At 55.9% G+C, this 24087-nt stretch carries 16 protein-coding genes; 8 read left to right on the top strand and 8 right to left on the bottom strand.

Translation table 11 applies throughout. The features are described from left to right. Positions 1 to 104: 104 nt before the first annotated feature. Genes B0G81_RS24615 through B0G81_RS24600 form a run of 5 tightly spaced genes read right to left on the bottom strand, consistent with a single transcriptional unit; the run spans position 105 to position 4187 of the window. Entirely contained in the window at positions 105 to 383 is a 279-nt protein-coding gene (locus tag B0G81_RS24615; protein ID WP_134138591.1) for a hypothetical protein, read from the bottom strand. 39 nt (positions 384 to 422) lie between these two features. After that, positions 423 to 1259 (bottom strand): DUF3732 domain-containing protein, encoded by an 837-nt coding sequence (locus B0G81_RS24610; RefSeq protein ID WP_166679056.1) that lies wholly within the window; start codon positions 1257 to 1259, stop codon positions 423 to 425. Continuing rightward, the gene (locus B0G81_RS43785; protein ID WP_166679055.1) at positions 1219 to 2427 is read right to left on the bottom strand and encodes a hypothetical protein; all 1209 of its coding nucleotides are present in this window, start codon (positions 2425 to 2427) and stop codon (positions 1219 to 1221) included. Before B0G81_RS43785 ends, B0G81_RS24610 begins: the two co-directional genes overlap by 41 nt. A gap of 1 nt (position 2428) precedes the next feature. After that, a complete protein-coding gene (locus tag B0G81_RS24605; protein WP_134138589.1) occupies positions 2429 to 2902 on the bottom strand; it encodes a three component ABC system middle component in 474 nt (157 codons plus the stop codon). A 7-nt stretch (positions 2903 to 2909) separates the two neighbouring features. After that, on the bottom strand, positions 2910 to 4187 hold the full coding sequence (locus tag B0G81_RS24600; RefSeq protein ID WP_134138588.1) for an ABC-three component system protein: 1278 nt from the start codon (positions 4185 to 4187) through the stop codon (positions 2910 to 2912). 531 nt (positions 4188 to 4718) lie between these two features. On the opposite strand from B0G81_RS24600, the gene B0G81_RS24595 reads away from it, so the two are divergent. Both B0G81_RS24595 and B0G81_RS24590 read left to right on the top strand, forming a co-directional pair. After that, positions 4719 to 6566: a retron Ec67 family RNA-directed DNA polymerase/endonuclease gene (locus B0G81_RS24595; protein WP_347877472.1), complete on the top strand. Its 1848-nt coding sequence runs from the start codon at positions 4719 to 4721 to the stop codon at positions 6564 to 6566. 405 nt (positions 6567 to 6971) lie between these two features. Next, the gene (locus B0G81_RS24590) at positions 6972 to 8417 is read left to right on the top strand and encodes a hypothetical protein (protein WP_134138586.1); all 1446 of its coding nucleotides are present in this window, start codon (positions 6972 to 6974) and stop codon (positions 8415 to 8417) included. Between the two features lie 117 nt (positions 8418 to 8534). On the opposite strand, the gene B0G81_RS24585 is transcribed toward B0G81_RS24590, so the two are convergent. Next, entirely contained in the window at positions 8535 to 8852 is a 318-nt protein-coding gene (locus B0G81_RS24585) for an ImmA/IrrE family metallo-endopeptidase (RefSeq protein WP_243856791.1), read from the bottom strand. 247 nt (positions 8853 to 9099) lie between these two features. Next, positions 9100 to 9435 (bottom strand): helix-turn-helix transcriptional regulator, encoded by a 336-nt coding sequence (locus B0G81_RS24580; RefSeq protein WP_134138585.1) that lies wholly within the window; start codon positions 9433 to 9435, stop codon positions 9100 to 9102. A 158-nt stretch (positions 9436 to 9593) separates the two neighbouring features. On the opposite strand from B0G81_RS24580, the gene B0G81_RS24575 reads away from it, so the two are divergent. Together B0G81_RS24575 and B0G81_RS24570 are read left to right on the top strand one after the other, a co-directional pair. Continuing rightward, entirely contained in the window at positions 9594 to 10349 is a 756-nt protein-coding gene (locus B0G81_RS24575) for a multiubiquitin domain-containing protein (protein ID WP_134138584.1), read from the top strand. Continuing rightward, a complete protein-coding gene (locus B0G81_RS24570; RefSeq protein WP_134138583.1) occupies positions 10346 to 11752 on the top strand; it encodes a ThiF family adenylyltransferase in 1407 nt (468 codons plus the stop codon). Before B0G81_RS24575 ends, B0G81_RS24570 begins: the two co-directional genes overlap by 4 nt. Before the next feature lie 625 nt (positions 11753 to 12377). On the opposite strand, the gene B0G81_RS24560 is transcribed toward B0G81_RS24570, so the two are convergent. After that, positions 12378 to 12599, bottom strand: coding sequence for a hypothetical protein (locus tag B0G81_RS24560; RefSeq protein ID WP_134138581.1), 222 nt, complete (start codon positions 12597 to 12599; stop codon positions 12378 to 12380). A gap of 162 nt (positions 12600 to 12761) precedes the next feature. Here B0G81_RS24560 and B0G81_RS24555 point away from each other — a divergent pair, with 162 nt between their 5' ends. The 4 genes from B0G81_RS24555 (at position 12762) to B0G81_RS24540 (ending at position 23526) form a co-directional block, all read left to right on the top strand. After that, the gene (locus tag B0G81_RS24555; protein WP_134138580.1) at positions 12762 to 13919 is read left to right on the top strand and encodes a hypothetical protein; all 1158 of its coding nucleotides are present in this window, start codon (positions 12762 to 12764) and stop codon (positions 13917 to 13919) included. A gap of 818 nt (positions 13920 to 14737) precedes the next feature. Beyond that, positions 14738 to 16471, top strand: coding sequence for an N-6 DNA methylase (locus tag B0G81_RS24550; RefSeq protein WP_134138579.1), 1734 nt, complete (start codon positions 14738 to 14740; stop codon positions 16469 to 16471). Between the two features lie 63 nt (positions 16472 to 16534). Then, positions 16535 to 19321, top strand: coding sequence for a hypothetical protein (locus tag B0G81_RS24545; RefSeq protein WP_134138578.1), 2787 nt, complete (start codon positions 16535 to 16537; stop codon positions 19319 to 19321). Continuing rightward, positions 19318 to 23526: a DEAD/DEAH box helicase family protein gene (locus B0G81_RS24540; RefSeq protein ID WP_134138577.1), complete on the top strand. Its 4209-nt coding sequence runs from the start codon at positions 19318 to 19320 to the stop codon at positions 23524 to 23526. The genes B0G81_RS24545 and B0G81_RS24540 overlap by 4 nt, the downstream gene beginning before the upstream one ends. The last annotated feature ends 561 nt before the right edge of the window (positions 23527 to 24087 follow it).

Raw genomic sequence — 24087 nt, 5'->3', positions numbered from 1 at the left:
GGACGCTGCTCCATTTGCTGCTCAATGGCGTGGCGCCAGAGCACGTGACTTTATAAGCAGCCTGCTGCATCGTCTTCGTGTTCCTATGCGGGTGCTTCGACCTGTCAGGCGCGGAACATGGTCGAAATGAATCGTTTCGCTTCTTCGCGGCTCACATGCTCGAACGGCGCTGCATGGTGAGCGTACAGAAATTGTGTGCCTTCGCGGTCAGTCAGCTTCACCGAAAGCCGGAGCAGCGAGCCGGCCGGATACTGCCGCCGCATGGAACGACTGCACTCTACTTTGAGGTTTGGGTCTACCCCCTGCCCAAGAAGCGGCCTCACCCGCAAGCCTGCCGACGAAGGTTCGCCAGAGGGCACATACGTCTCAACGATGATTTCCATTCGATAACTCAACCCAGGTATCCGGCGACGTCGCGAGTTTTACACGCCATCTTGCGCGACTCCCTGTTCGTCTTCCAACCAGAACGTCGGAACCAGCTTGTTCCCGTTCCGCCACTCTTGGACAAAGTGAATCCCACTCTCTCCATGCCAGAACTGATGTCCAGCATGGTCGAGCACGATAATCTGGAGGTGGCCTTTATATGTCGAGGCCGCCGCGCCGAAGGTTTTGAAGAATCGCTTCACTGCCTCCGAATCCTCGTCCCGTATGTTGTACTTCTCCTCAATACTGCCGTCTGTTAGCCGCCGTGGGAAATACACCTGACTCGGTTGGTCAAAAACGAGCAGTCCCGGAACGGGCGAGTGCTTCTCTCGCGAGAACAGAAGATGGAGCGCCAGAAGTGCCGCAACGTGGTAAGTGAGCCAATTTGCACCACTTCCGAGCTGCCAAAGGTAGTCGGAGCCGCCATTTTCGTTGCTCACCTTGACGGTCAGCTCTTTCATGTCGAGCTGCACCGCGGCATTTTCGTCTTCGGCATCCAAGTTCTCGGCAATCCGTCCCATCCATCGTGTCAGTCGTTTTTGAACCCCCTCAAGCCTTAGCTGGTAGGAGTTGCCCGACAACTCACCTTTCAACTTTTCGATGCGAACCAACATCTTGTCGAGTTCATCTTGTGACCCGCCGCGCTCTCTGCCTTTATAAACTTCGAGAGCTTGCTCGAGCGCACCGATGAAACGGGCCGCCTGCGTGACCAGTAACTTTTGCTGCCTCGCCCGCTGATTCCGCGCTTCAACTCCTTTCTTGGTCGCGGCTACTGCGCCGAGCTCGTCGATGAGCTCACGCAGTTTTTTTTTCCAACGCGACCCAGTCGCGGTCATACACCGACGGCGCACGCGCAACACGTCGCGCTTCGGACTCGACGACAACCAGCGCGTTGACAAGTGTCTCAACTTTCTCGGCCTGACCATCAAGAGACTGGCTGCACACGGGACATGCTACGTCCACTGTCTCTTCAGTATGAGCGCGGAGCCACCTCGAAAGTCCAAGACGTTCCTGTCTCGTATCAAGCGATAGTTCGAACTGATTGACCGAGGACCGAAGGTCTGAAAGTCGGCTCATGCGATGCCGCACTTCAGCTATTTCCTCATTCAGTTTTGCCTCTTGCGTCGTCAATAGCCCGTACTCATCAACAGCCTTAGCGATGACGTCAGCATCTGGGGTTGGCTCGGGCAAGTTGGCAGTGGTCAATCCTGAAAGAACTTCCAATATGACGGGTTCTTCAGCATCTTTCAGCGAATCCGCCGGCAGGAAACCGAGCTCATAAGCCTCGGCCACCCAGTTTCCAAGGTTGGCTCGCCAGGTCGCGGAGGCGCGCTCGTAAGCGGCAAGTTCCTTCTCGAGGACGCGCGCTGCTTTGCGAAGGTTTTCATACTCCCACTGCTTCTCCAAAATTTCTGGCGTCGTGACGCCTAGAACGTAGGGAAATATCGCCCGCAGTTTCTCTCGGTGGTCGGTTGTGTCTGCTCGGTAGAAGAGAACGTCCGGGTTGGCGACCAGGTTCTGCGGCTGGAAACAGAATGCCATCAGGTCCCGGAAACTGGGCCGGCCTGCGTAACCACTCGTCGTGTTTTGGGCATCCGTACCAAGGCGCGTCAGCCGTGCCAGCCGGTCCATCGTCAGCTTAACGCGGTCGACGTTGGTATTGGCGATGGGCACATCTAGGGGAGTCTTACCCTCCTGCACACCCTTGACGTACATATCGGTCGAGGTTGGCTGCCTTCCTGGTTCGGGCCGCGCAAGCAGCATTAGCCCCTCGTCGGTATCAACTACGATGCCGAACCAAGCCACTGCTTTACGGATGACACCAACCGGGATTGCGCAGCGCTCTGACCCGAGACAGTAGTCAATGATTGGAATAATCGATGACTTTCCGGTCTTCGATGCTCCAGTGATAACGTTCGCTTTGTCTCGCTCGAACGGGACTACCTGAGGGGCAATTCCTGCCTTCCTCGGCCACAAAATGAGTTGGATAATTTGCAGCTTCAATCTAAAGCTCCAGACGAAAAACGAAGCAGAATTCCCGCAACGAAACCCTCGCGGCCCAACGTCCCAATTTCTCAGCTGCCTTCATCAGTTCCTTGGGCATCTTCCCGTCCAACATCGGAGGCTTTGTTACACGGCAACGGAATGTAGCGTCTTCCGTTTGGACGGCGAGCAGGCCGGCCCGCAGAGCGATGCCTAGACTTTCACTCGACAGGTTACGCATGCTCAAGACGTTGATTTGTGCCGTCGTCGAGATGGATTCATCATTGTTCAGCTTTTCATCAATCTTGCGCAGGCCCTTGTTGGTCCTAACAATAACCTCAAGAGTCGACTTGTTGTACAAGAGTGGAATTACGAAGAACGCATATGGAAGAGGCACTGCATCCTCCGAATGAGACGCGAACGCCCGTCCGAACTGCCATATCAGCGCGGCACCGAGTCCAGGATTTTGGACCTGCCACATCTCTTTGTTGAGCATATAAGACCTATTTCGCGGCTACCGAGACGAGCGCCTTCCAATCAGGATGCCACCCAATTTTCAGGTCGTTCGCAATCTCGTGGAAACTACCCCGGGAAAAGTAGGTTGGCACATGCACCGTCTGAATTCGCGCCTCTTTCATCATGCAGAGAAGGAGAAGCTTCACGCCTCGCTGGATTGGTGTTTTATCCGTATGGAGTGTCTTGACTTCCAGTGAGCTCTGTTTCCAATGGTCTTGGAGCTCTTCAACGAACGGCCCGATACTACGCGGGTTAAGATACCCTAGGGCCGCCCACGACGTCCGCGCAGACGAGGCCCGCATATAGTCTTTGATGTAGGTTTCAATCATTTCATCGTCCAGCTCAAGAACGCTTAGCTGACGGACAAAATTCGAACCCTCGAGGTGCTCCTCGATTTCGCTTCGCTGGGGTGTGAGCGTGTGCTCGGGAAACTCCGTCAGCTTGCCCATGACTCGCTCGTAGACGACGAGGCGATACTCCCTGAAGTCGTCGAAGGTAATGCCGACAACCCGGCGCGCTTCAATCTGCGCCATCACTTGGGTTTTCGTCCAACCGAGAAGTGATTCAGTCACTTCGTCGACGTGCTCATTGCGAACATGCACAGAAATTTCTTCACGCACCTCGTTCACTGGGGAAGCAGTTCCTTTCTCGATGGAGAAATACGTAACGATAGAGGCGATAACTTCGTCGTCGTTGGCGAACACTCTACGAAGCTGCTTAACGAGCGCTGCAGGACTCTCGTCTTCGAGGTCTGGTTCGTCGCCTGACACAGCATTGCCAACCTTCTTCGCGGTGACCTTGCTCGTCTTTTTGACTTCTTTGGTTTGGAGGTCCTCAGCGAAGTGCTTACGAAGCCTCCCAACGAGTTCAATGGCGTCGTCGGCCTTGGTACAGCGGTGCAACTCATCCGCAATCGGGCCATCGTAGGGTTGTGCCACGTACAACACGTAGACCGACGCGGCCGGCAGGGAACCGTCACGGCGCGCATCAATCCAGTTGGCCAAGGTTTTCCAGAGTGATACCGCTCTATCCGCAATCGGATTGTGAGCGAGCCCACTCTTATCCTCTTCGGAGACCACTTGTCCATCTGCAGTCTGGGTAGAAACGTCGCCGACATGCTCGAATGCCACAACATCACCAGGCCTCGCACGCATAAGATGGCACAGGACTCGAACTTCCTGCACTAGGATGCCGTACGCTTGGCCCGGAACAGACGAACTCCGCTTCTTTCGCGGCTTCATCTCAACCTTTTCTTTGATAGACATGGCAGCTTTTTCACAATGACATCATTTCTCTGATGACGCCGAGGTGGTTTTTTCTTTTTAAACCAGCTGATACATCGCAAACTCATAGGCGTGAGGAACCCCGCGGCAAGCCATGAACCCCGGTCATGGTTTATGGCAAGACACCAACTACAGGCTACGTCAGTCACGCACCCAAACAATCGAGATAGACGAAGGCCCTCATCCCTGAGGAATGCCGCTACCAGAGCTTGCGCGCTGTAAGATTGTGCATGCAATCACATGGCAAATCCATCGAAGAATGAATGGTTCGTTGCTTCGATGCGTGGACACGCACGGGAGATTTCGAAGTTGCCAAAATTCTATGTAAAAGGCATGGGCTTTGCCACGGCGCCGCTACCGCCTTCAAAAAAAGTCCTCGCTTACCGAACACATTATTCAACGCTTAAGGCCAATCAGCTGCGTGACTGCTGTGCACAGGCGGACCTTGACATGCTAAAGTGCCGCTCGACTCGCGGATAGATTTTTTGCCATGGTTCATGGCATGTGAAGCAAATGTTCCCGGGATATGCCCCTCGGTATCCCTCTGTATCCGCCGACACGCGAATAAGGCGTAGGAGTATCCGCGAGTCTTTCCTCACCGCATCGAAAATGCCAAATTTAGCGAACCTCAAGGCCGCGGCCTCACGACAGGACTTGGCAGAATTACTCGGCGTCAAGGCCGGGATGCTGTCCTACGCAATCTATAAAATCCCCGAAGCTAACAGGTACAGTCGGTTTGAAATCCCGAAACGCCACGGGGGCATCCGTGAAATCCTCGCGCCGACTCCAGAACTTAAATTAATTCAACGTCGATTGTCGGTGTTATTGCAGGACTGCGCCGCCGAAATCAACTCCGCACATGGGCACGCTGAAGACGGGACTCGATTCGGTATAGCGCATGGATTCAAGCGACATCACAACATTATGACTAACGGGCGAGTGCATGTCACCCGTCGGTTTGTGTTCAACGTTGATTTGCATGACTTCTTTGGCACGATAAATTTTGGGCGCGTACGCGGATTTTTTCTGAAAGACAAAAACTTTGCGCTTCATGCCGACGTCGCTACGGTCATCGCGCAGATAGCCTGCTTCGATAACAAACTTCCACAAGGGAGTCCCTGTTCACCCGTTGTGTCCAACCTGTTAGCTCACTCGCTCGACATCCAGCTTGTCCGACTGGCTGCCAAGAACGGAGTAAGCTACACCCGTTATGCGGACGACCTGACATTCAGCACAAACAAGCCAAGTTTTCCCGCCGAAATTGCAGCGCCTGGTGACACCCACAGCTGGAAACCCGGCGCGGACCTCGAGCGCATTGTCGCGAACAGTGGTTTTAGTTTCAATCCATCGAAAACACGATTGCAGTATCGTGATTCGCGGCAGGAGGTGACTGGCTTAACTGTCAATCGAAAAGTTAATGTTCCAGCGACATACCGGTACACCGTACGCGCCATGGTCGATTGCCTTTTCAGGACAGGGAAGTTTCAGTTCATCTACAAGAAGAAGGATGAACAAGGAAAGGTTGTTCTTGAACTAAGTCACGCTGGTCGGAATGAACAGCTGCATGGGATGCTTTCATACATAGACCAAGTCGACCTCTTCAATCAAAAGGTATGCAAAGAGAACGGACGCGAGCCTGAGAGTACGACTGGGCGTGTAGAATTATTTCGCCGATTCCTTTACTTCGATACGTTTTATGCAGCCCCCGAGCCAATCGTCGTCTGTGAGGGGAAAACGGATAATGTCTACCTCAAATGCGCTATAAAGAGTCTCGTCGCGAAATACCCAAAACTGGTGGCGGCAGGCAGCCCACCAAAGCTCAAGCTTCGATTTTTCAAGTACGCCGAGACGCGCACGGGGCAAGTGACGGACTTGACCGGCGGAGTTGGGGGAATTTGCAAACTCTTGAAAAGTTACGACGAAGACGTGAAGGAGGTATTCAAGGCACCCGTGTCAAAGTTCCCGGTCATCGTGTTAATTGACAACGACAGCGGCGCACACGGCATATACCAGGTGATTGCTGGCATCAACAAGAAGCCAAAGCCTCAAGGTCTTGCAGACTTTATCCACGTCACGAGCAATCTCTATGTCGTGCCTACCCCCTTCGGTCCGAGCAAATCGCACACAGCAATCGAGGATTTTTTCGACAAACCAACCTTAGAAACAAAGCTTAACGGGAAAACGTTCAGTCGAGAGAGTAAATTGGATGAAACCTCCGAGTACGGGAAGGCCGCATTTGCACGCGACGTAGTAGCGAAGAACGCTGGGACGATTGATTTCAGTGGCTTCCAGGCTATCTTGGACCGAGTAATAAAGGTTCTGGACGATTACGAGATTAGATTTAAAAACGCAAAGAAATAAGCGTCCAGAGAGTCCTTTGCCGTACGTGCTTGAGCGACGAGTTTTAACAGGTTCTGAGTTGCCGGTCGCGCTGCCAGTCTATGCTCGTAGTACGACAGCTCCTTATCTCCAAGCACGGCGTACAACGCCCGCGAGGTCCGATGGGCCCGGATTCAGGGATGCTCAACGTTCTCCGACCTTATGCGAACGATTCATCGGCCTTGGCCAGCTGCCGCAGCCTCAGCGGGGAGCTCATCAGTTATTGCCGCAAATGACAACGAATCGGGCTCGCTCGGCGCCGACTATCGAGACCAGGAGCAACGTCCTCGCCGTCGTACTGGCTGTTATTGTTGCGGAAACAAGGCATGCTTTTGCGAAGGCCTCGAGTGAGGCAATGCGCAACCGCGAAACATGGAGGCATCTTTCATGGACGGTTCGAGCATCAAGCTCCCGGCAGTTTCCTTCGAGACGATAAGGTCGCTGATTCCAGCTGTTCTGCACGAAGTCAAATCGTACAACCTTCCACATGTGTGCATACAGCTGGGCATTCAGCAGTCCGTTGGCCCAGGCGACGAAACAGAGGCGCACGGCAGCAAAAGGTCCTATGTCAGCACGAGAATCGCCGATTTGGACGACGACGCGCTCGTCGAGCTTGCGCGCAAGGTACTTCGCAAATATCCGGATGAAGGTCTGATGGAGGCTCTTGTCGAGCTGACGGAGCATAGTCAGCATCGCGTGAGCAAGCTTGTTCGCGGCGATGTCCTCGAGGTTCTGAATCGGTTCGAGTCGCTGTTCGGCGACTCGCCGGTCCTAGAAAGCCTTGAGGAAGTGTTTGGCACCGCGGCGTTACGCGACGATGGCTCGTTTTGGTTGGACAATTCCAGCCTCAGCGCTCAAATAGAGCAGCACTACATTCGCAACCCGGATTGGTCCAATGAAGAGATGCTCATTGAATGCGGCGCGTTGTCGTGCACTCAGGTCCGATTTTTCGGCTTGCTCGAAAAGCTGGTCCATCCCATGACCCGTCGGGATGCTGAGCAGGCGGAGTTGGCCGGCGCCATAAGCGATGCGCTGAAACGCGACGCCTTTACGCTGAAACAGACTTCTGTCGAGTCCCATTATCCGATTTACAGCGTCGTTCGCACTCAGGCGGGTGTCTTCGGGACGATGAAAAATCTGATTTTCGCATCGACCGGTGAAAAACCAGAGCTGGTCTTTCGCGACGCCCTGAACAATGACGTCGAAATCACGAAGCATGCGGACAAGGTGCTTGTCTACGACCAGCCGCTTCCCAGTTCGGGGATGCTGTTATGGAGCGACCTCCGCAACTGGTACGCTGACATTCAAGGTGTAGACGAAACCGAAGGCTCGAAGATTTTGTACACGCGTCTGCGCGAGTCCGTAATAGGCGCTAACTCGCCCGGCGAGTACGCGATTTTTCACGGCTATTACAAACGCTTCAGCAAACTACTCGATGAAAGACTACCGGCTCTAATTCCGCAGGTCTACCTGCACTACGACCCGTACACGCGCCGTGAGCGAGGCGATGAAAAATTCTTGGCCCGGCAGCGTATGGACTTCCTACTCATGCTTGAGCAAGGCGTCCGCATCGTTATTGAGATAGATGGGCGCCATCATTACGCGGTGAAAGACAAGAGCGCTCCCGAGCGCTACTTCGCGAACGCACAACTATACGCCGAGATGGCGATGGAAGACCGGCGGCTGCGGTTGATGGGCTACGAGGTATATCGCTTCGGCGGATACGAATTCCGTGACGTGGACCTTGCAGACAAACCGCAGGTCGGGCCGGAAGCACAGCGTCGCGTTGCCGAGTTTTTCGACCGACTGCTCGCAAGGCACGGAATCCGATAGTCGGTGCCTAATGCGGCGGCTCAGGCGCTCGAAATGGTAATACCGATACCACTGGCGCTCGCGAGGCGGGCTGCGCCGGTCGCGCGATGTTCGTCGTGTCTCCCTCAAAGTGGGCGCTCACCGGAACTGCCGATTCACGCCTGTCATTGAGGCTCGATAGGTATACATGCGTTTGCTGACACCGTAAGCAGAAAGCACTTGTTCGTCCGTGAGGCCTTGTCTTCGAATTTCGACAAGAGCGTCTCGCGGCAGCAGCAACACTCCGGACAGCCAGTCAGCCTCTTCCTCCTGCTCCTTATCGTACGCTTTAAGAAGCATGAGCCCTTCCGGCGAGATGCTCATCTCTTCTGGTGCATGGTCTCGAATTCGATGAGCCAACTCATGCATGAGGTCACTCGCCTGTCTCGCTGGGGAATGCGACGAATTCAGAATCACAAGCGTCTTTTCGCCAACCACAAGCGTCACTGCTGACCAACAGCTTGGCGTCCCGTCGTTGCGGAGCAATGTCTCTCGCACATCGTCTGAAAGACCGGGCACGTCGTGAGGCGTCCACACGCGGATTCCCAAGTGTTGCGCCAGAAGTCGGCCGTTCAGAGGAGCCGTTGCTGGTAAATCCAGTTGCTGGCGAGTTTCGGCTGAGTACCGCTCGCACCAAGCTTTATATCCGCGCTGCACAGTCTGTTCAGACCTCTTCTTTTAGGAGCGCCGCCTGAGCCAAAACAATCATCTCGCTCAGAGCCATTGCGCTCTCGGGTTTTATCGCGACTTCCTTCTTGAAATGAACTAAGGCACGCGTCGCTGACGAGGTTGCAGGCACCAAGCCGAGGAAGGCGGCGGGGTCTTCTCCCAACCACGCGCATATTTTCCCAAACGTCTCGAGGTCCGGAACCTTTCTGTTTTCCACCCGGGAGAGTGTGGCCGGGCTGATGCCGACCTCCTTGGCTGCCTCGCGGATGCCGCGACCATCTCGGCGCTGAAGTATGTGCTGGGCCAAAAGGTCCATCTTCACGTGTTCCATTTTTCTCCTGTCTTATGTGTGAGACAAAAACTGTTTGACCAAAGAAACAAGCCGTGCCAAACATGTTTCACATGTAAGACGGAGTCTGGCACTTGACTAGCCTCCAGTCAACATCGCCGAGTCGGCGTTCGTCCTTTCGACACAACGGGGTTCCAAAAATGCCTGCAACTGAGCAACGTATTGAAGAAGTCGTAATCGTCGAGGCGGTCGGCCGCAGCGGCGAGGTAATCCTCGAAATAATTGATATTGAGATGTTCGTGCGCGAAAAGAAGCCCGTGCCGCACGCTCACAAGTACCGGATTCGCATCGATAAAGCGCACTACGTGGTCGATGTGCAGCATATGACCGGGGAGCAGATTCTCGGCTTGGCCGGCAAAACCAGCAGCGGCTGGTTATTGTCCGAAAAGGTCCACGGGCAGATGCGGCCCGTTGCTCCTAGCCAGACAGTGGACTTTGCCGCGCACGGTGTAGAGCGCTTCGCGACCATTCCTAAAGAGGTCCAGGAAGGTGAAGGCCCTGTGCGCGCGGACTTCGCGGTGCTGGAAGAAGACCGGGAGTATCTCGACACCCGAGGATATGTGTGGGAAGCCGTCGACCAGCCCGACGCTAAACGCATCGTGGTGCGCGGCTTCCAGCCGCCGCCCGGGTTCGAGCCAGCGACGGTCGACATGTTCGTGATTCTGCCGGCAGGCTATCCCGACACGCAGATTGACATGGTCTACTTTCACCCGCCGCTTTCGCGCGCGGACGGGAAACAAATCCGGGCGCTAATTACAAACCAATTCGAAGGTAAGACCTGGCAGGGGTGGTCGCGGCACCGGACGTCGAACAGCCCGTGGCGCCAAGGAATCGACAATGTTTGCACCCATCTGATGTTGGTTGACGATTTCCTTCGCGCTGAGCTGTTGAAATGAGTGCCGACAACTTGCTCTCCGTGCTGGCTATATCGGGTATGCACCGCGACCGGCTGCGCCGTCACCTCTTTCCCGGCGACGGTAAGGAGGCGGTCGCAATTGCATTGTGCGGGCGGGCAGTTGGTACGAACAGAAGTCAGCTGCTCGTACATGAAATCATCGAAGTCCCGTACGATGCGTGCCGCATACGCGAGCCTGACGCAGTGGCGTGGTCCGTCGAATCGGTGCTCCCGGCCCTCAATCGAGCCATGCAGTTGAAGCTTACCGTCGTCAAGTTTCATAGCCATCCCGGCGGCTACCCGGAGTTCTCGAAATACGATGATGCTTCGGACCGAGCTTTCTTCAAAGCTGTGGACGATGTGCTCGACAATTGCGACGCGCGCGCCAGCGTGGTTATGTTGCCGGACAGTCGATTCTTCGGGCGGAATGTCCAAAACGGCGTTCTGGGCAATCCTATTGACCTCTTCCGCATTGCCGGCGATGACTTCGAATTCATCCGCCCCTGCGACGGGCCTGGCGACGGGGAGCAGATACCGGAGCACGCAGTGCGACTTATCCAGACATTCGGCGAAGGCACGTATCGGACGCTGCGTCAGTTGCGTATCGGCGTGGTTGGAGCATCTGGCACCGGCAGTATCGTTCTTGAACAACTTGCACGAAATTGCGTGGGTGAAGTCGTACCGGTCGACCCCGACCATCTTGAGCGGAAGAACCTCAATCGCATCCTGAACTCTCGCGGTTGTGACGCTGCAGCCGGCCGCAGCAAAGTCGACCGAGCGCGCGAAGCCATTCTTGCGATGGAGCTAGGCACGACGGTCTCCCCGCTGGAAAAAGACATTGGCGAACGCGAAGCAATCCTCGCCTTGTCCGAATGCGACATCCTCTTCGGATGCGTAGATTCAGTTGATGGTCGCCACATCCTTAACAAGATTGCTACGCACTTCCTGATTCCGCTCATCGACCTTGGTGTTCGAATCGATGCGGACGGAAATGGTAGCGTCGACCAGGTCTGTGGGGCCATTCACACCGTGCAGCCTGGCGGTTCGAGCCTGATGAGCCGTGGTGTGTATTCGCAGGCTGACCTCAACGCGGCCTTCATGAAAAGACGTGAGCCCGACCGGTACAAGGAGATGCTCAAGGCTGGCTACGTCAGAGGGGTAAACGTAGACCGTCCAGCCGTGATTTCCCTAAATATGCTCGTGGCGGCATACGCGGTGAATGAGATGCTTGCGCGGCTGATGCCGTACCGCGTCGACCCGAACTCCAACTTCGCGCAGCGGCGTATCAGCCTGTCGGACCCGCTGGCGAGTAGTAACGAAGGCGATGGCGAGGTGTGTCCTGCGTTCGTAAAGCGGGTGGGTTTTGGCCTCGCCGAGCCGTTGCTCGGAATCATGGACCTTTGAACGATGCTGAACTTCTTACGCAAGCTTTGGGAATCGGGAGTCGGTCGGTACGACACGTTGTGTGGACGGCATCGAGTCGTCGCGGTAGACGAGTTACCAGAGCGCATTGCCGAAAAAACGGTGTACGCGGTCGGCGAGGATGGACAGTACTGGCTTGCCGCGCTTAGCTGCCCGTGCGGATGTGGCGACACGATTCAGCTCTCGATGATGCAAGGGGAGCGCCCCTGCTGGACCTTGGTCGAAAAGAACATGCGGTTCCCCAGCTTGGCGCCATCCGTCGACCGCACGGTCGGTTGCAGGAGCCACTTCTTCGTCACAAGCGGCCGCATTCAGTGGTGTCAGTAGGAGCGCGTTGCCGGGGGCACGCATTGCAGTTCGGCCAGCACGGAGAAAAGTCGGCTAACACTGCCGAGCGGTCACATCGCCGCAACGCTCTTTCACCATGCCACAATCAACCGCTCCACCGCCCCGGCCGGATAGTCCTCCGGCCACTCTTTTGCCAGCAATTCCACATCCGCTCGCACGGCCGCGCCGAACGCCCCCGCTGAATCCTCCGTTTGGCTATCGCCACCGCATACATTCGTAGACGCTCCCGTCCCGCCCGCCGCGCTGCCGGCAATTTCCCTCACTGTTTCCAGTAGGCTTTACGCGCAAGCAACCCGGTCGCGTGCCCGCCGAAGCCGACGAAAGCTGCGTCAGATAGCCCCAAATCGCGCGCCACGACGCGGATGTCACTGTCTGCATCGCCCAAAATGAGGCAGAGCAGTTCGATAGAGGCTTGCATCGCATCAGAGCGTGTCTCCGGTGCTGTGGCAAATACCCTAGATTTTTCGATTGAGAGTTCCATGCGGAATGTAGTCGTCCCGTTTATATGGGCTCGTCGCCCACCAGGGAACAACACTGCTTCCGAAGTGTCGGCTGCTGTAGCGGGTTTGTCCCGTCTGCGCGGCATTTCATCGCTCGCGCAGGCCATTGTTTTGGTTCGACTTTTCTCTGCGGGGGTACGAAGATGGGCTGGGAATACACCGACTTTCGGCGCGAGGAGCTCTACGAGCAAGTGTGGACCGAGCCGGTTACCAAGGTCGCGAAGCGCTATGCGATTTCCGACGTTGGGCTTCGGAAAATATGCCTAGACCTCGAAGTGCCGCTTCCACCGGTGGGCTACTGGGCGAAATTGGCAGCGGGCCGGGCCGTGAAGAGGCCGCCGCTTGGCACGACGAAGGGACCAACGACCTATCGCCGTTCTAGGTACGTTGCGCCGTTAGACGACGAGTTCGATGCCCGATATCGGGAAAGTCTTGAAGAGGACTTGCCGCATCGCCCTGCGATACCAAACCTACCTCTGCGGACATCCCTGGAGGACTGCTTGCCGCTAGCCAAGCGGGTCGCGAAGAGGCTTGAGGGCAAGGTCCGCGACGCAAGGGGCTGGCAGCTCTGCGACGGACCCGGGCTCGTATGTGTTGCCGCGTCAGAGACGAACAGCTTCCGTGCGGTGCTGCTACTCAATCTCGTGCTCGAATCACTGTTGGCTGCCGGCTACGCTCTTTCCGCCAGCACTAAGGGTGATAGCCCCGTATTCATCTCCATACTTGACCTCAACCTGTCGTTCAACGTCCGCGAGCGCAGCCGGCGGGAGCCAATGCTTCTGACGCGCGAACAACGACAGAAGAACGAAGAAGTTGGATTCAACTTCCACACCCAGCAGTACGAATATCATCCAACGGGTGAGTTCGATATTGCGGTGACCGAGCCAAATAGCAGCTATGAGTTGGCGAAAACTGGCGACAGTCGGAGCGCGTCTGTTGAAACCAAAGTCGTGGCGTTCATCGGCCGACTTCGTGAGCTGTCGATACGCCGGCGCGTGAAAGTCGAAATTGGCGCCAAGCGCCAAGTCATCGCAGAAGCCAAGGCAGCGGAGGGGCGGCGCCGGGCCGAAATGCAGATGAAGGCACTCGACCGTCTCAAACAAGTTGAAGAGTGGGCAACCAAACTTGAGCGGGCTAACCGCCTCAGAAGTCTTGCTGACAAGTTCGAAACCGAAAGGCTGTCGTCAAATGACGGAGTGATTGACGCGGAATGGATTCGTCGTGCAGCGGACTGGGTAGACCCGACGATACTTCGTCACTGGGACGAGGTGGATGGGTCGCGCGACGAGACGGCCGAATAACGCTGCCACGTCGGCAAGGATGAAGTTGGGCAGGTTCGTGTTTAGTTGTGTGATGTGAGTGAGCGCAAACCTGCAGTTGAATCCATTGTTGGCGGCGGTTGGTGTTTTTGTTGCCACTATAGCAACGCCATTTGTGGAGAAGTACCAATGAGCGAGTCTGCGGCCAGTTTTCCAATCCAACGAACTGCCCGACGAACGCCCCTCGCTTCACCAATTCAGAAGTCGTCCACTGCGCGCAGACTTGCGTTCATGGGAGCAACGGTAGTTTGCGCATTCGGAAGCGATTTTGGGTATCTGCGCGGCGTCGGCTTAGTCACGGAAGGGCGAGGAAAGCGGTAATCTGAACCGGCCCCGTTCCAAGGTCACTTTCCTTCGGTCGTAATATACTTCCCGAAAATGACGGCAATGACCGAATGAGTCAACCCGCATAATCAAAAGATGCGAGAGATTGAGACCATGGGCGGGAAGGCGAGAAAATCGGGTTCCGGCGCGGGCACGCTAGTTGTGGCCATTGTCATGGCCATCATATTTGCCCCGAAGGGCGGGTGGACCGTGTTCCTCGTCTTCGTGCTCCGCTGCGTGCTTGTGGCTATCTTCGGCAAGAAGAAGGAACAAGAACCCGCTACCGGCAGCAACCAACCGCCTTCTGCCGCACCACTCGCCCCTAGCTCAAGCCCTCTCATGCAACCCCTCCGCGTCGGCCGTCGCGTTCAGTCCGACGACGAATTGCTGACAGTTCACCGGGCGCATGCCGCAAACCGTAAAGACCGACAGCTAGGTAGGCCGAATCAATTGGTATTGAACTAACGAGTCCACAAATGCCGCTTCCACGAAAAACACGCTTTAATCGACTCGTTCGCGGTCTTCGGCTCGAGATGCATGAACTCGGGGCGAATCCTGATGCGGTGGTCGGAGCGGCGCTCGCGCGGTGGTGCAAGGAAAGTTTTCCTGGCCTGCCAAAATCATCGCTACCTGCTCGCTCGGCAATGATGCGCACTGCCGCCATCATTGCTTTCGTTGATTTCGTTAAGGAGGATGAGTTTCTTGAGGCGACATACTGGCTTGCGTCAGCCTACGCGCAGCTAGCCGGAGACGAGCGCCGAAAGAACCTTGCAATGTTCTTCACGCCGCCGTCGCTCACAAAACGTCTGCTTGATGAATTGTCGTCGAGTGGCGTCGACTTTGCCGCTCGGAGTTTCTGCGACCCCGCATGCGGGGGAGCCGCGTTTTTGAGCCCCATTGCAATTCGAATGCGCGATGCATTGCGTGCAAAGGCTTTTAGTCCTCCGGAAATTCTTGAGCATGTTCAATCGCATCTGCTTGGAATCGATAAGGAAGGGACGCTTTGCAAGCTGTCGCGGCAGTTCTTGGCGATGGCATTGTATGAAGAGGTTCTGGCCACCGGCACCTTGCCAGAGTTCCAGGTAGTAGAAGGTGACTCACTGTTGGAAGTATCGCAACTATTTGGAAAATTGGACGTGGTGGTATGCAATCCCCCTTTTCGAAAGATGCGGGCATTCGAGGTGCAGACTTGCTTCGAAGCCTTTGAAGATATTATCGAAGCCCAACCTAACCTATATGCGCTTTTCATTGCATTGTGCGTAAGGCTACTTACCGTAGGCGGCACCTGTGCATTGGTGACGCCTACGAGCTTTCTGTCAGGGCAAAACTTCTCTAAGCTCCGCACGTTCCTCTTGGCGCGAACAAAGGTCCTCGGCATTGGAATGGTAAGTGACCGCCAAGGCGTTTTTATCGACGTCGAGCAAGAGACCGCACTCACTCTGCTACGTCGTGAGGACAATGGACATGCGCCTTCAATGAAGACCGAGGTTAGCGTGGTCTCTCGTGACGGGACTTACGTGGATGTGGGGCGATGCACGTTGCCGAACTCGGGAGCGGCTTGGCCGATTCCTCGCTCCCTGGGCGATATTTCTCTGCTCAAGAGTGCTGCAAAGTTGAGCGCTGGCCTCGCAGACTATGGATATACAGTTCGTATTGGAAGTTTCGTGTGGAACAGAGATACGCGTCCCACCTATCCCTCTGCCAAGAGTGCGGCCAGGGCAAAGGGGGGAACGGCTGTGCCCCTACTTTGGTCAAGCGATATCGCGGCCAATCGCACCCTGAGGTTTGCCGGCGTGCCTAAATCCAACAAAGAGCCATGCTTTGTTAACCTGGGTTCAAAATCCCATCCTTCGGTAGTAAAACGTCCAAGTGTACTGTTGCAGCGTGTAACGTCAAACGACCAGCCAAGGCGATTGGTGGCTGCAGTTGTGTCAAAAGACCTCTTGGCAATGTACGGGGGGTTCGTTGGTGAAAACCATACGGTCATCCTCGAGCAGGTCTCGCACGAGCCGGTGCTCACCCCGGAGCAGCTAGCGATTTTGCTGGGTACGCCCACTGTTGACCGCTACTTTCGATGCATATCTGGCGCCACTAACGTTTCCGTGTTTGAACTTAGCCAACTGCGTCTTCCCAAACCTGAGCGTTTAAAGGCATTCCTTGCCCAAGGTTACGACCTCGCGGAAGCGGCTCGCATGACGTTGGACGACTAACTGAAATCCCGCTTCGTCGAATCGCTTATCCCTTAGGAAAATGACTGCCCCTGAAGATAAAACATGACATCGAGAAAGCAGTTCATGGTCTTGAAGGACGCGGAACAGAAGCGTAGAGAGGCTGCGACTAGGCTGGCAAAGAGCAAGCCCATCAAGCGCGCAGTAAGGCCGGTTGCAATTGTCGAGGCTACGAAGCCAGCGCTGGCCGCAACCGAGCCACGTTCGCCGCCCGAACTCGTTCCTCAGGTTAGGGACTCGCTTGTCGCGCTGTTTCAAGACGGCGAGACCATGCCGAGTGAGCCATCAAGTGCACTTTTGGGCTTGGCGGACCTGTACTTGCATGCTGCCAAGCACCGCTCGCGCCACATTGCAATGGTCTGGCCAGCGTCGCTAAAAACGTTAACACTGGTGCATGCAGTTGCAACTATTGCGCGCTGGCACGAAGGAGACAAGCAGGGCGTCCGTGGCCTATTTTTCCCGGCGAAGACGAATGTGTTTCATCCATTGAATCACATTCACGTTGCCCGGACTACAATTCTTCGCCTCGCTAACGAATTCGTCGAAGTAAGTCCAAACGCTCGCGTGACGAGGGGGCTACCCGATAAGGATGCGTTTCTCTACTCGTTATCGGACCGCAGTCTGCCGAATGTGGAGGGAGAGCCGTTCAATCCAAGTCTGGGAGAACTGCTCCCACACTTCTTGGCTACTCCAGAGTTCGCGGCTTGGCGCCCGTGCGATGACCATCTCCTCGCGCAAATACGCGCGAAACTGTTGAGGCGAGCACACGCCAAGGCGCTACAACAACTCAACTGCGCAGTGATTGGGGCGCCCAAGACTGCTCCGGACGCGATTTTCGCTCTCGACGGACGGATGTCAGAAGATGAGTTGCGTAAAGCGTGTCGTGCTCTCGCGAAGGTATCTCCACCTGAGGTCGTGCTTGTCGCGGCGACACGAGTGGTTCGCTCAGAAGCTCTAGGATGGAAAGCTCGCCTCAGTCGGTTCTGCTTGATGTTGGAAGAAACATTTCACGAGAAACCGCCGGGGGTCGTCGTTGTAACTGATGAACCGCATACCGCTTACCGGCTAAAGAACGAGCTATGGGAGAGAAACCACAAGCGAGAACCCGGTGCCCGCTGGCGGAGTCCGCACGAATACAAGATTTCCGGATTTCCGAGTGTAGTTGACGGAGTAGGCCTCCACCCTGCGGGTGTGCGGGAGGCAAATCATCCGGCTCCTCGCGAGTTTGACGTTCATTTGGTGGATGCCGACATGGCGAAAGTTACCAACAAGCTCGTACGAATCGCAGACACGGTGCCTGGTGGCAAGACAGCCGCAGTGCCGTTAGTAGAGGCCTCCGCTTATTTGTCACGTATTGCAGCACTTCCCTGCGGGGTCAGGCATATGTCCCAGCACCTGTCGGGTCCGGATGTGTCCGACAGAACTCGCACTGCATTCGACTGGCCGGCGCGCATGGGGGCTGTCCGAGCATTCGAAAAAGATGTTGGTGTTGGAGAGAACAGACCTGCACTAGAAGAATGTTTGACGCGTGCGTCAAAGCTCTTTGAGAACTACTACGAGGCTACTCCGTTTGCCCACAAACTAGCAAGTCTCGCCGCAACGGCGGCAGTCGGCAAGAGGCGTCGCATTGCAATCGTCTTTACGAGTGCACTGTATCGCAGACTCGCAGAACTCTTTCTGTCACAGTACAGCCAATATCCGGACAACATCCGCTTCGAGGACTTTCGGGACCGCGTCCAGTTGTTGGCCGCTCGGCAACTCGAAGAGCATCTTGACAAGCTTGACGGCATGACTCTGGTCTTCGCTGGTCTCAATGAAGACTGCTTGCGGCTACTAGTCACAGACGACCGCGTCACAGCACATTCCGTACTGCTACTGACCCAACGTACTGGGCAATTCCTGCGTGCGTCTCTCAAGCCAATCGTAGAAAGTTTTCCTGAATTTAAGGCATTTAAGCCTCGACTCGAATCTGTTCTGCGGCAGTTGAAAGACCTCCCGGAGGACTCGTCGGTTCTGTCGACGGCTGACTATATTCTGCCAACATTCCGAGTTGAGCTGTCGTCGGAAATCTCGTCAAATGAACATCAAACTGCGTCTGATTGCTGGGCCATTCAACTTGCCAACGGAACTACTCTATTCCGGCGCGATTCGTCAGAAGTCTACGTGTATGACCCCGATTCGCAATACGCGTCCGACTCTGGGTTCAGGGTGGGGCAGGTCAAATCTCTTGAGGCAGGCAACAAGCTATTCGTCATGTCAGGCGAGTTGCGCGAGATGGTTGAGCAAGAGTTACGCGACGCGGGTGTTCCTATCCAGTCAGACAAGACGTTCGAGGCAGCGCTCCGCAACTACCACGAGCAAGTTCAAAAGCGCCTCGCTATCCAGTTCCCTATTGGCTCACTAGCGGACAAGGTTCGAGCGGTCCGTGAGCAGATGCTCGCAGTCGCCCCGGGACTTGTGACGGAACTTCCCAAGGAACAGGCCATGCGGCATTGGATTGACCTCGGTGCGTCTTCAAATACCCCTTTCGAAAAGCTACGCCCGTCTGCGCCTTTGCGCGAGGCCGCATTCAAGGCATTTGCCCAAGTGCTGGGATTCTCCGCTCTTGAGACCGCGTACCAGTGGCAGCGGGTGATACTGGCGGTGCGAAATTCAAGACGGCTTGATGGTCGCCACGTCTCAGACATTTACGCGTACATGCTGTTGCAACCGGAGTCGGCAATGGCCAACTCGAGCATAAGGCGAAAAACACTCGCGATGCTCTTCGCTAGGGCGCGGGAGAGTGTGGCCACCGTCGAACAAGTTGGACCTTTTAAGGAGGTACGTCAATGAGCCAATCTGTTCATCGCGCTGACCCAGCAGCAATCCCCTCGACGTTGAAGGAGGCAGTTGTTGACGGCATCCTGAACCTGACTTACGCTCAACTAAGCGGGCAAGGTCCCACGGGTCGGTATTTGTTCGGAGCGCGCCCAAGGGTACTGCTGAACTCCGGATTTCTACTTCCCCAGCGCAGCCAGTCTGGCGATGACGAGGTTACATCGCCAATATGGGTGTCCTCGCACGGTCTGCAAACACAACTCAACGCGACCTCACCATCGATAGTGATGGTTGCACCGCGTCTTTCCCTCTATGTCCGAATTCTGCCACGCGAGCAGGACCTCAAACGACCCAATTGTCGACCCGTTTTCATGTTGCGCCAAGCCGTGGTCGAGGAGCTGAAGGCTGAGCGCGACCGGCGCTTAGATGACGCGTGGGAGAGGGTGAAGGGCGACTACACCTCGAAGCGAAAGCACCCCAACTGGGCCGAGATTCGAAAAAAAATCGTCGACGACGTGTATTCGGAAAATGGCATTCCGCGGTATCTGCTGACTTCAGACTTGCCGCAGGAGCCACTCGAGCCTGAAGCAGAAGAGTCTGTCGAGACCGATACAGCTGGCGAGAGTGTCAGTGAAGGGGCGGTGGTCGATGCAGAGGCTCCGCTACCGATTAAGGACGAGCACTTTGAGCCGTTGACTGTTCCACACAAGTGGATGCGCTTGGAAGTCGAGTTGCCGACACTTGAGCTTGACACATTGAAGTCTAAAGATGAGCTCGAACGAAACATTGAAGACCATGCGGTTAAAATGCAGGATGCAGTAGCTAAGCGGTTGCAAGAATGGGCCCAAGACGAAGACCCAGAATGGGGAGGAAAGGCTTGGGGCTATCGGCGCCTACTGACCATCCCAGCTAGCCAGTACACCAAATGGTCGGACTTTCTGGAAAGTGTGCGCAAGTCGGAGCTTCGTATTGCGCTTCCAGAGATTCGCCTCAGTTGGGACTTAAGCGTGCATACCGACTGGCTTGACCCTTCCAAGCGCAACCTATTTCTTGCTCTGGAGAACGTCAGCCAGATGCCCCAGCAGCACGTGGATGACACTGAAGAGGCAGTCTTTCTTGTCTCATTGCAAGTACAGTTCCCAACCGCTCTGCACCACCCATTGAGGCTGGAGCGCATCGACCCGTCCTACAGGTACAACAAGTACCTAGAGTATCCTGCGATGGGCCACAACTGCGGAGTTTTGGCTGTCGGGTCCGGGCCCGAGCGACTGGTGCTCGAAACGACTTGGGCGCCAAGGTACATCCAGCCTCGAATCGTGCCGACAAGGGGGAATGGGGTACAGCGACAAGTCAGAACTCTTTCTAGCCCCGACGGTCTTGACGGACTTGCGCCGTTGGTGCCTGCTATGCAGGAGTGGCTGAACGCGTTGCCGTCGCAAATGAATCTCGCCGAAGGGCTCAACTCGTCAGACGCTGATGGCCTTGAGCGGGAGGTCGAAGCTTTCCATCAGGACCTCGAGAAGTGGCGTTCAGAGATGAGTTCGGTAGCCGCCGGCTTGGATTGCCTGAGGGAATCCAAGGAAGCCTGGCGTATGCGTGGAGCACAGGGCGACCCGAAGGCCATTGTTTTCGAGGCTTGGCTTGCCATGAACGAGACTATGGCGGATTTCATGAAAATTCGGTTTGGCCATGACGACAATGAATGGCGTCTGTTTCAACTAGCCTTTGTCATTGCCAATATCCCTGCGCTGGCTTCGCGGATATCTGAATTCGCACACTGCTACGACGAGAGGCGAGACGACGCCGTCACGTTACTGTACTTCGCGACAGGTGGCGGAAAGTCCGAGGCGTTCTTTGGCCTCCTAGTCTTCAACCTCATACTGGACCGGCTGCGCGGAAAGCACCGCGGGGTGACGGCGTTAATTCGCTACCCATTGAGACTGTTGACGATTCAACAGGCGCAGCGCTGTGCTCGTGTACTGGCCCAAGGTGAACGGGTGCGCCGTCGCCACGGGTATGGCGGCGCACCTTTGTCTATCGGCTTCTGGGTAGGGAGCGGTGGTTCGCCCAACCGACATAACACCAAAGGAATCAAGAGCATCCCGGATGTGTCGGCGGCCCCGCCCTTTCCGGCAGCCGAGAAAGCCCTTAGGGAAGACGATGCCAAGTACTCGGCAGCCATGCGGGCTTGGCGGAAGCTGCCCCTGTGCCCGTACTGCAACAATGAAACTGCGCTCCGGTTGTTCGTCGAAGACGGAGACCAGACGCTCGGCCATGTGTGCACCGACATACATTGCGACTCCAACGGCGGACAGTGGCGGCCGCTGCCGTTTTATATCGTTGACGAGGACATCTACGACCTGGCGCCGTCCGTGCTATTGGGTACAGTCGACAAGCTGGCGCTCATCGGACACTCCAGCCGGACGATTCGTCGCATCTTCGGCATGTTTGGCGCGGCGCCTTGGGTCAACATGACTAATGGACGGCTGTACGTCCCGACTGAAAGCAAGGAGCTCTCGGCCGGGCCTGAGGCCAAGGGCATGACAGGCGTCTATCCTGCGTACAGGTCCGGTCAACGTATCTTTCACGACCCATTTCCAAGCCTCATCATCCAAGACGAGGCTCACTTGCTTGACGAGTCACTGGGCACGTTCGCAGGCCTCTTTGAATCGACGCTTGACGCCATCTTCGCGAGCCTTTCAAAGCCGCTGAATGAGCTCATTGCGGTCGACGTGAACGGGCGACGGCGGCGCGCAAAAGTTATTGCAGCATCCGCCACGGTTTCGGAACCCCAAAGACAGCTCGAGCACCTGTACCAACGCTCAATTCCAGCCACCCAGTTTCCCGAGCCAGGGCCGTCACTGTACGAGTCGTTCTATGCAAAGCCTGCTGTGGCCGCAGTCGAGGAAGCAACTCGACGGGCGAATCCTGACATTGAGGTAGCAAGTAGACAGGGCCGTGTGTACGCGGCCTTCATGACCAACGGAAAGCCCCATACCTCTACCAGCGTTGCGGTCTTGTCAGGTTTCCATCTGACCATCACGCGGTTGTACGACGGGTTGACTAGTGGTGTTTCGCAAGACCTTCAGACGGCCCGACTGCAACTGGCCGACCATGTCTCCCCGGGACCTCTGCGGAACTTACACAGGCAGGTCGTGCTTGCAGCTGGTGCGTCGGAATTGGCGACACTGGTCGACCTCCACCGCATCGCGCTTACTTACGTCACCAACAAGAAGGGCGGTGACCAAATAATGGCTGCAGAGGCCGAGGAGACGCGAAAGCGTCACCTGAATGAAGGTATCGACCTTGGGGGGCTGGATACGCGCCTCATCACCGGTTCCGTGGAGCAAGGCGAAATTCAGGCGGTGGTAGATACAGCTCAGCGCCGCGTGAACCCAGGCATGCCGCTGCCTCCCGTTCGTGAACAACTGCGTTCGGTTATCGCAACTTCAGCCATTTCACACGGTGTGGACGTCGACGAGTTCAATTCGATGTTCTTTGCAGGAATGCCCTCAGACATTGCCGAGTACATTCAGGCTTCATCGCGGGTCGGACGCACTCACATCGGCTTTGTCGTGCTGGTACCGACGCCTCAGCGCCGACGCGACCGGCATATTGTCCATGTTTTCGACATCTTCCACCGCTTCTTGGAACGTATGGTTCAGCCGGCGGCTATCGACCGCTGGGCTGAGCGTGCCATTGAGCGAGTTTTTCCGAGCCTTTTCCAGGCGTATCTACTGGGTGTCGTTCCAAGCCGTGAACTCATTCGGCTCCCCGAGGACGAGAAAAATAAGACGCCAGACTTTCGTTTCATTCCAAATGTGCGTCGCGAGTTCAAATCTCGAGGGGATGCATTTATTAACGAAATCGATAAATTTATCGAGTTGGCAGTTGGGCTGCGTGATGAGTTCTCTCCGGAAGGTGAAGAGCACTATCGGCGCCGTATCGACGAGCGAACTCGAAATCTCATCGTCGATACGTGGAGCAGCGCGTTATGGGGAAGCGGCACGATGGATGGTTACTTCAAGGGGCAGACGGACCCGATGCTCAAGCCAATGACATCGCTTCGTGACGTTGACCTGGGTGGGGTTATCCAGGCATCTTTCCGCGATGCCATAGGTAAGAGACAGTCTCCCAGCGAGGTGCAACTGGTGATGGACCTCGTGCGCCATGGTGTGGCTAATAACGATGGCACAGACAACGCGCGTACAGGAGACTGACATGGCAACACGCGGCACTTTTCTCGCAGACGATGAGGATGACAAGACAATGAGCGCGCCGACGATGGCACGTTCGCGGAGCCAACTTGGCTCTGCCTATGCACCCGGTGCCTTCTTTACATTCGAAGGAGGGTTAGGCGCTTGCATATCAATTCCGGACCTCTCTGCCGTAGTGGATGATGCGCCCATCACAGCCGAAACCAAAGCCCAAATTATCTTACGACTGCGAGAGGTCTGGCAGAGCTGGTTCGGGCGTGCCTACCCGGTAGGCGCGCAAGACCGTCAGATAGACCCGCGTCAGTGCGTGGATGAAGCACTCCTCGTGGGAGCTTCAGTGGTTCCATTGGGTGGAGACCGGCTCGCATTCGTGAGCCCATTGCGCATGGGGTATGCGCCTGCGCCTCTGACTTTTGTGTGCAATAAATGTCGTCTCTTCAAACGCTTCGAATCGGCAAGTGACCTCGCGCGAAATCAGAAAAATCTGCTCAGTACCAAATGTACGGCGCTAGATGCCAAGGGGCCCTGCCAATGGCGCCAAGTGGATGTCATCTTCGTACACTG

The sequence above is a fragment of the Paraburkholderia sp. BL6665CI2N2 genome (assembly GCF_004366535.1).
GTDB lineage: Bacteria > Pseudomonadota > Gammaproteobacteria > Burkholderiales > Burkholderiaceae > Paraburkholderia.
Note: the sequence above shows the minus strand (reverse complement) of the source record. Positions and strands in the feature narration are given on the sequence as shown.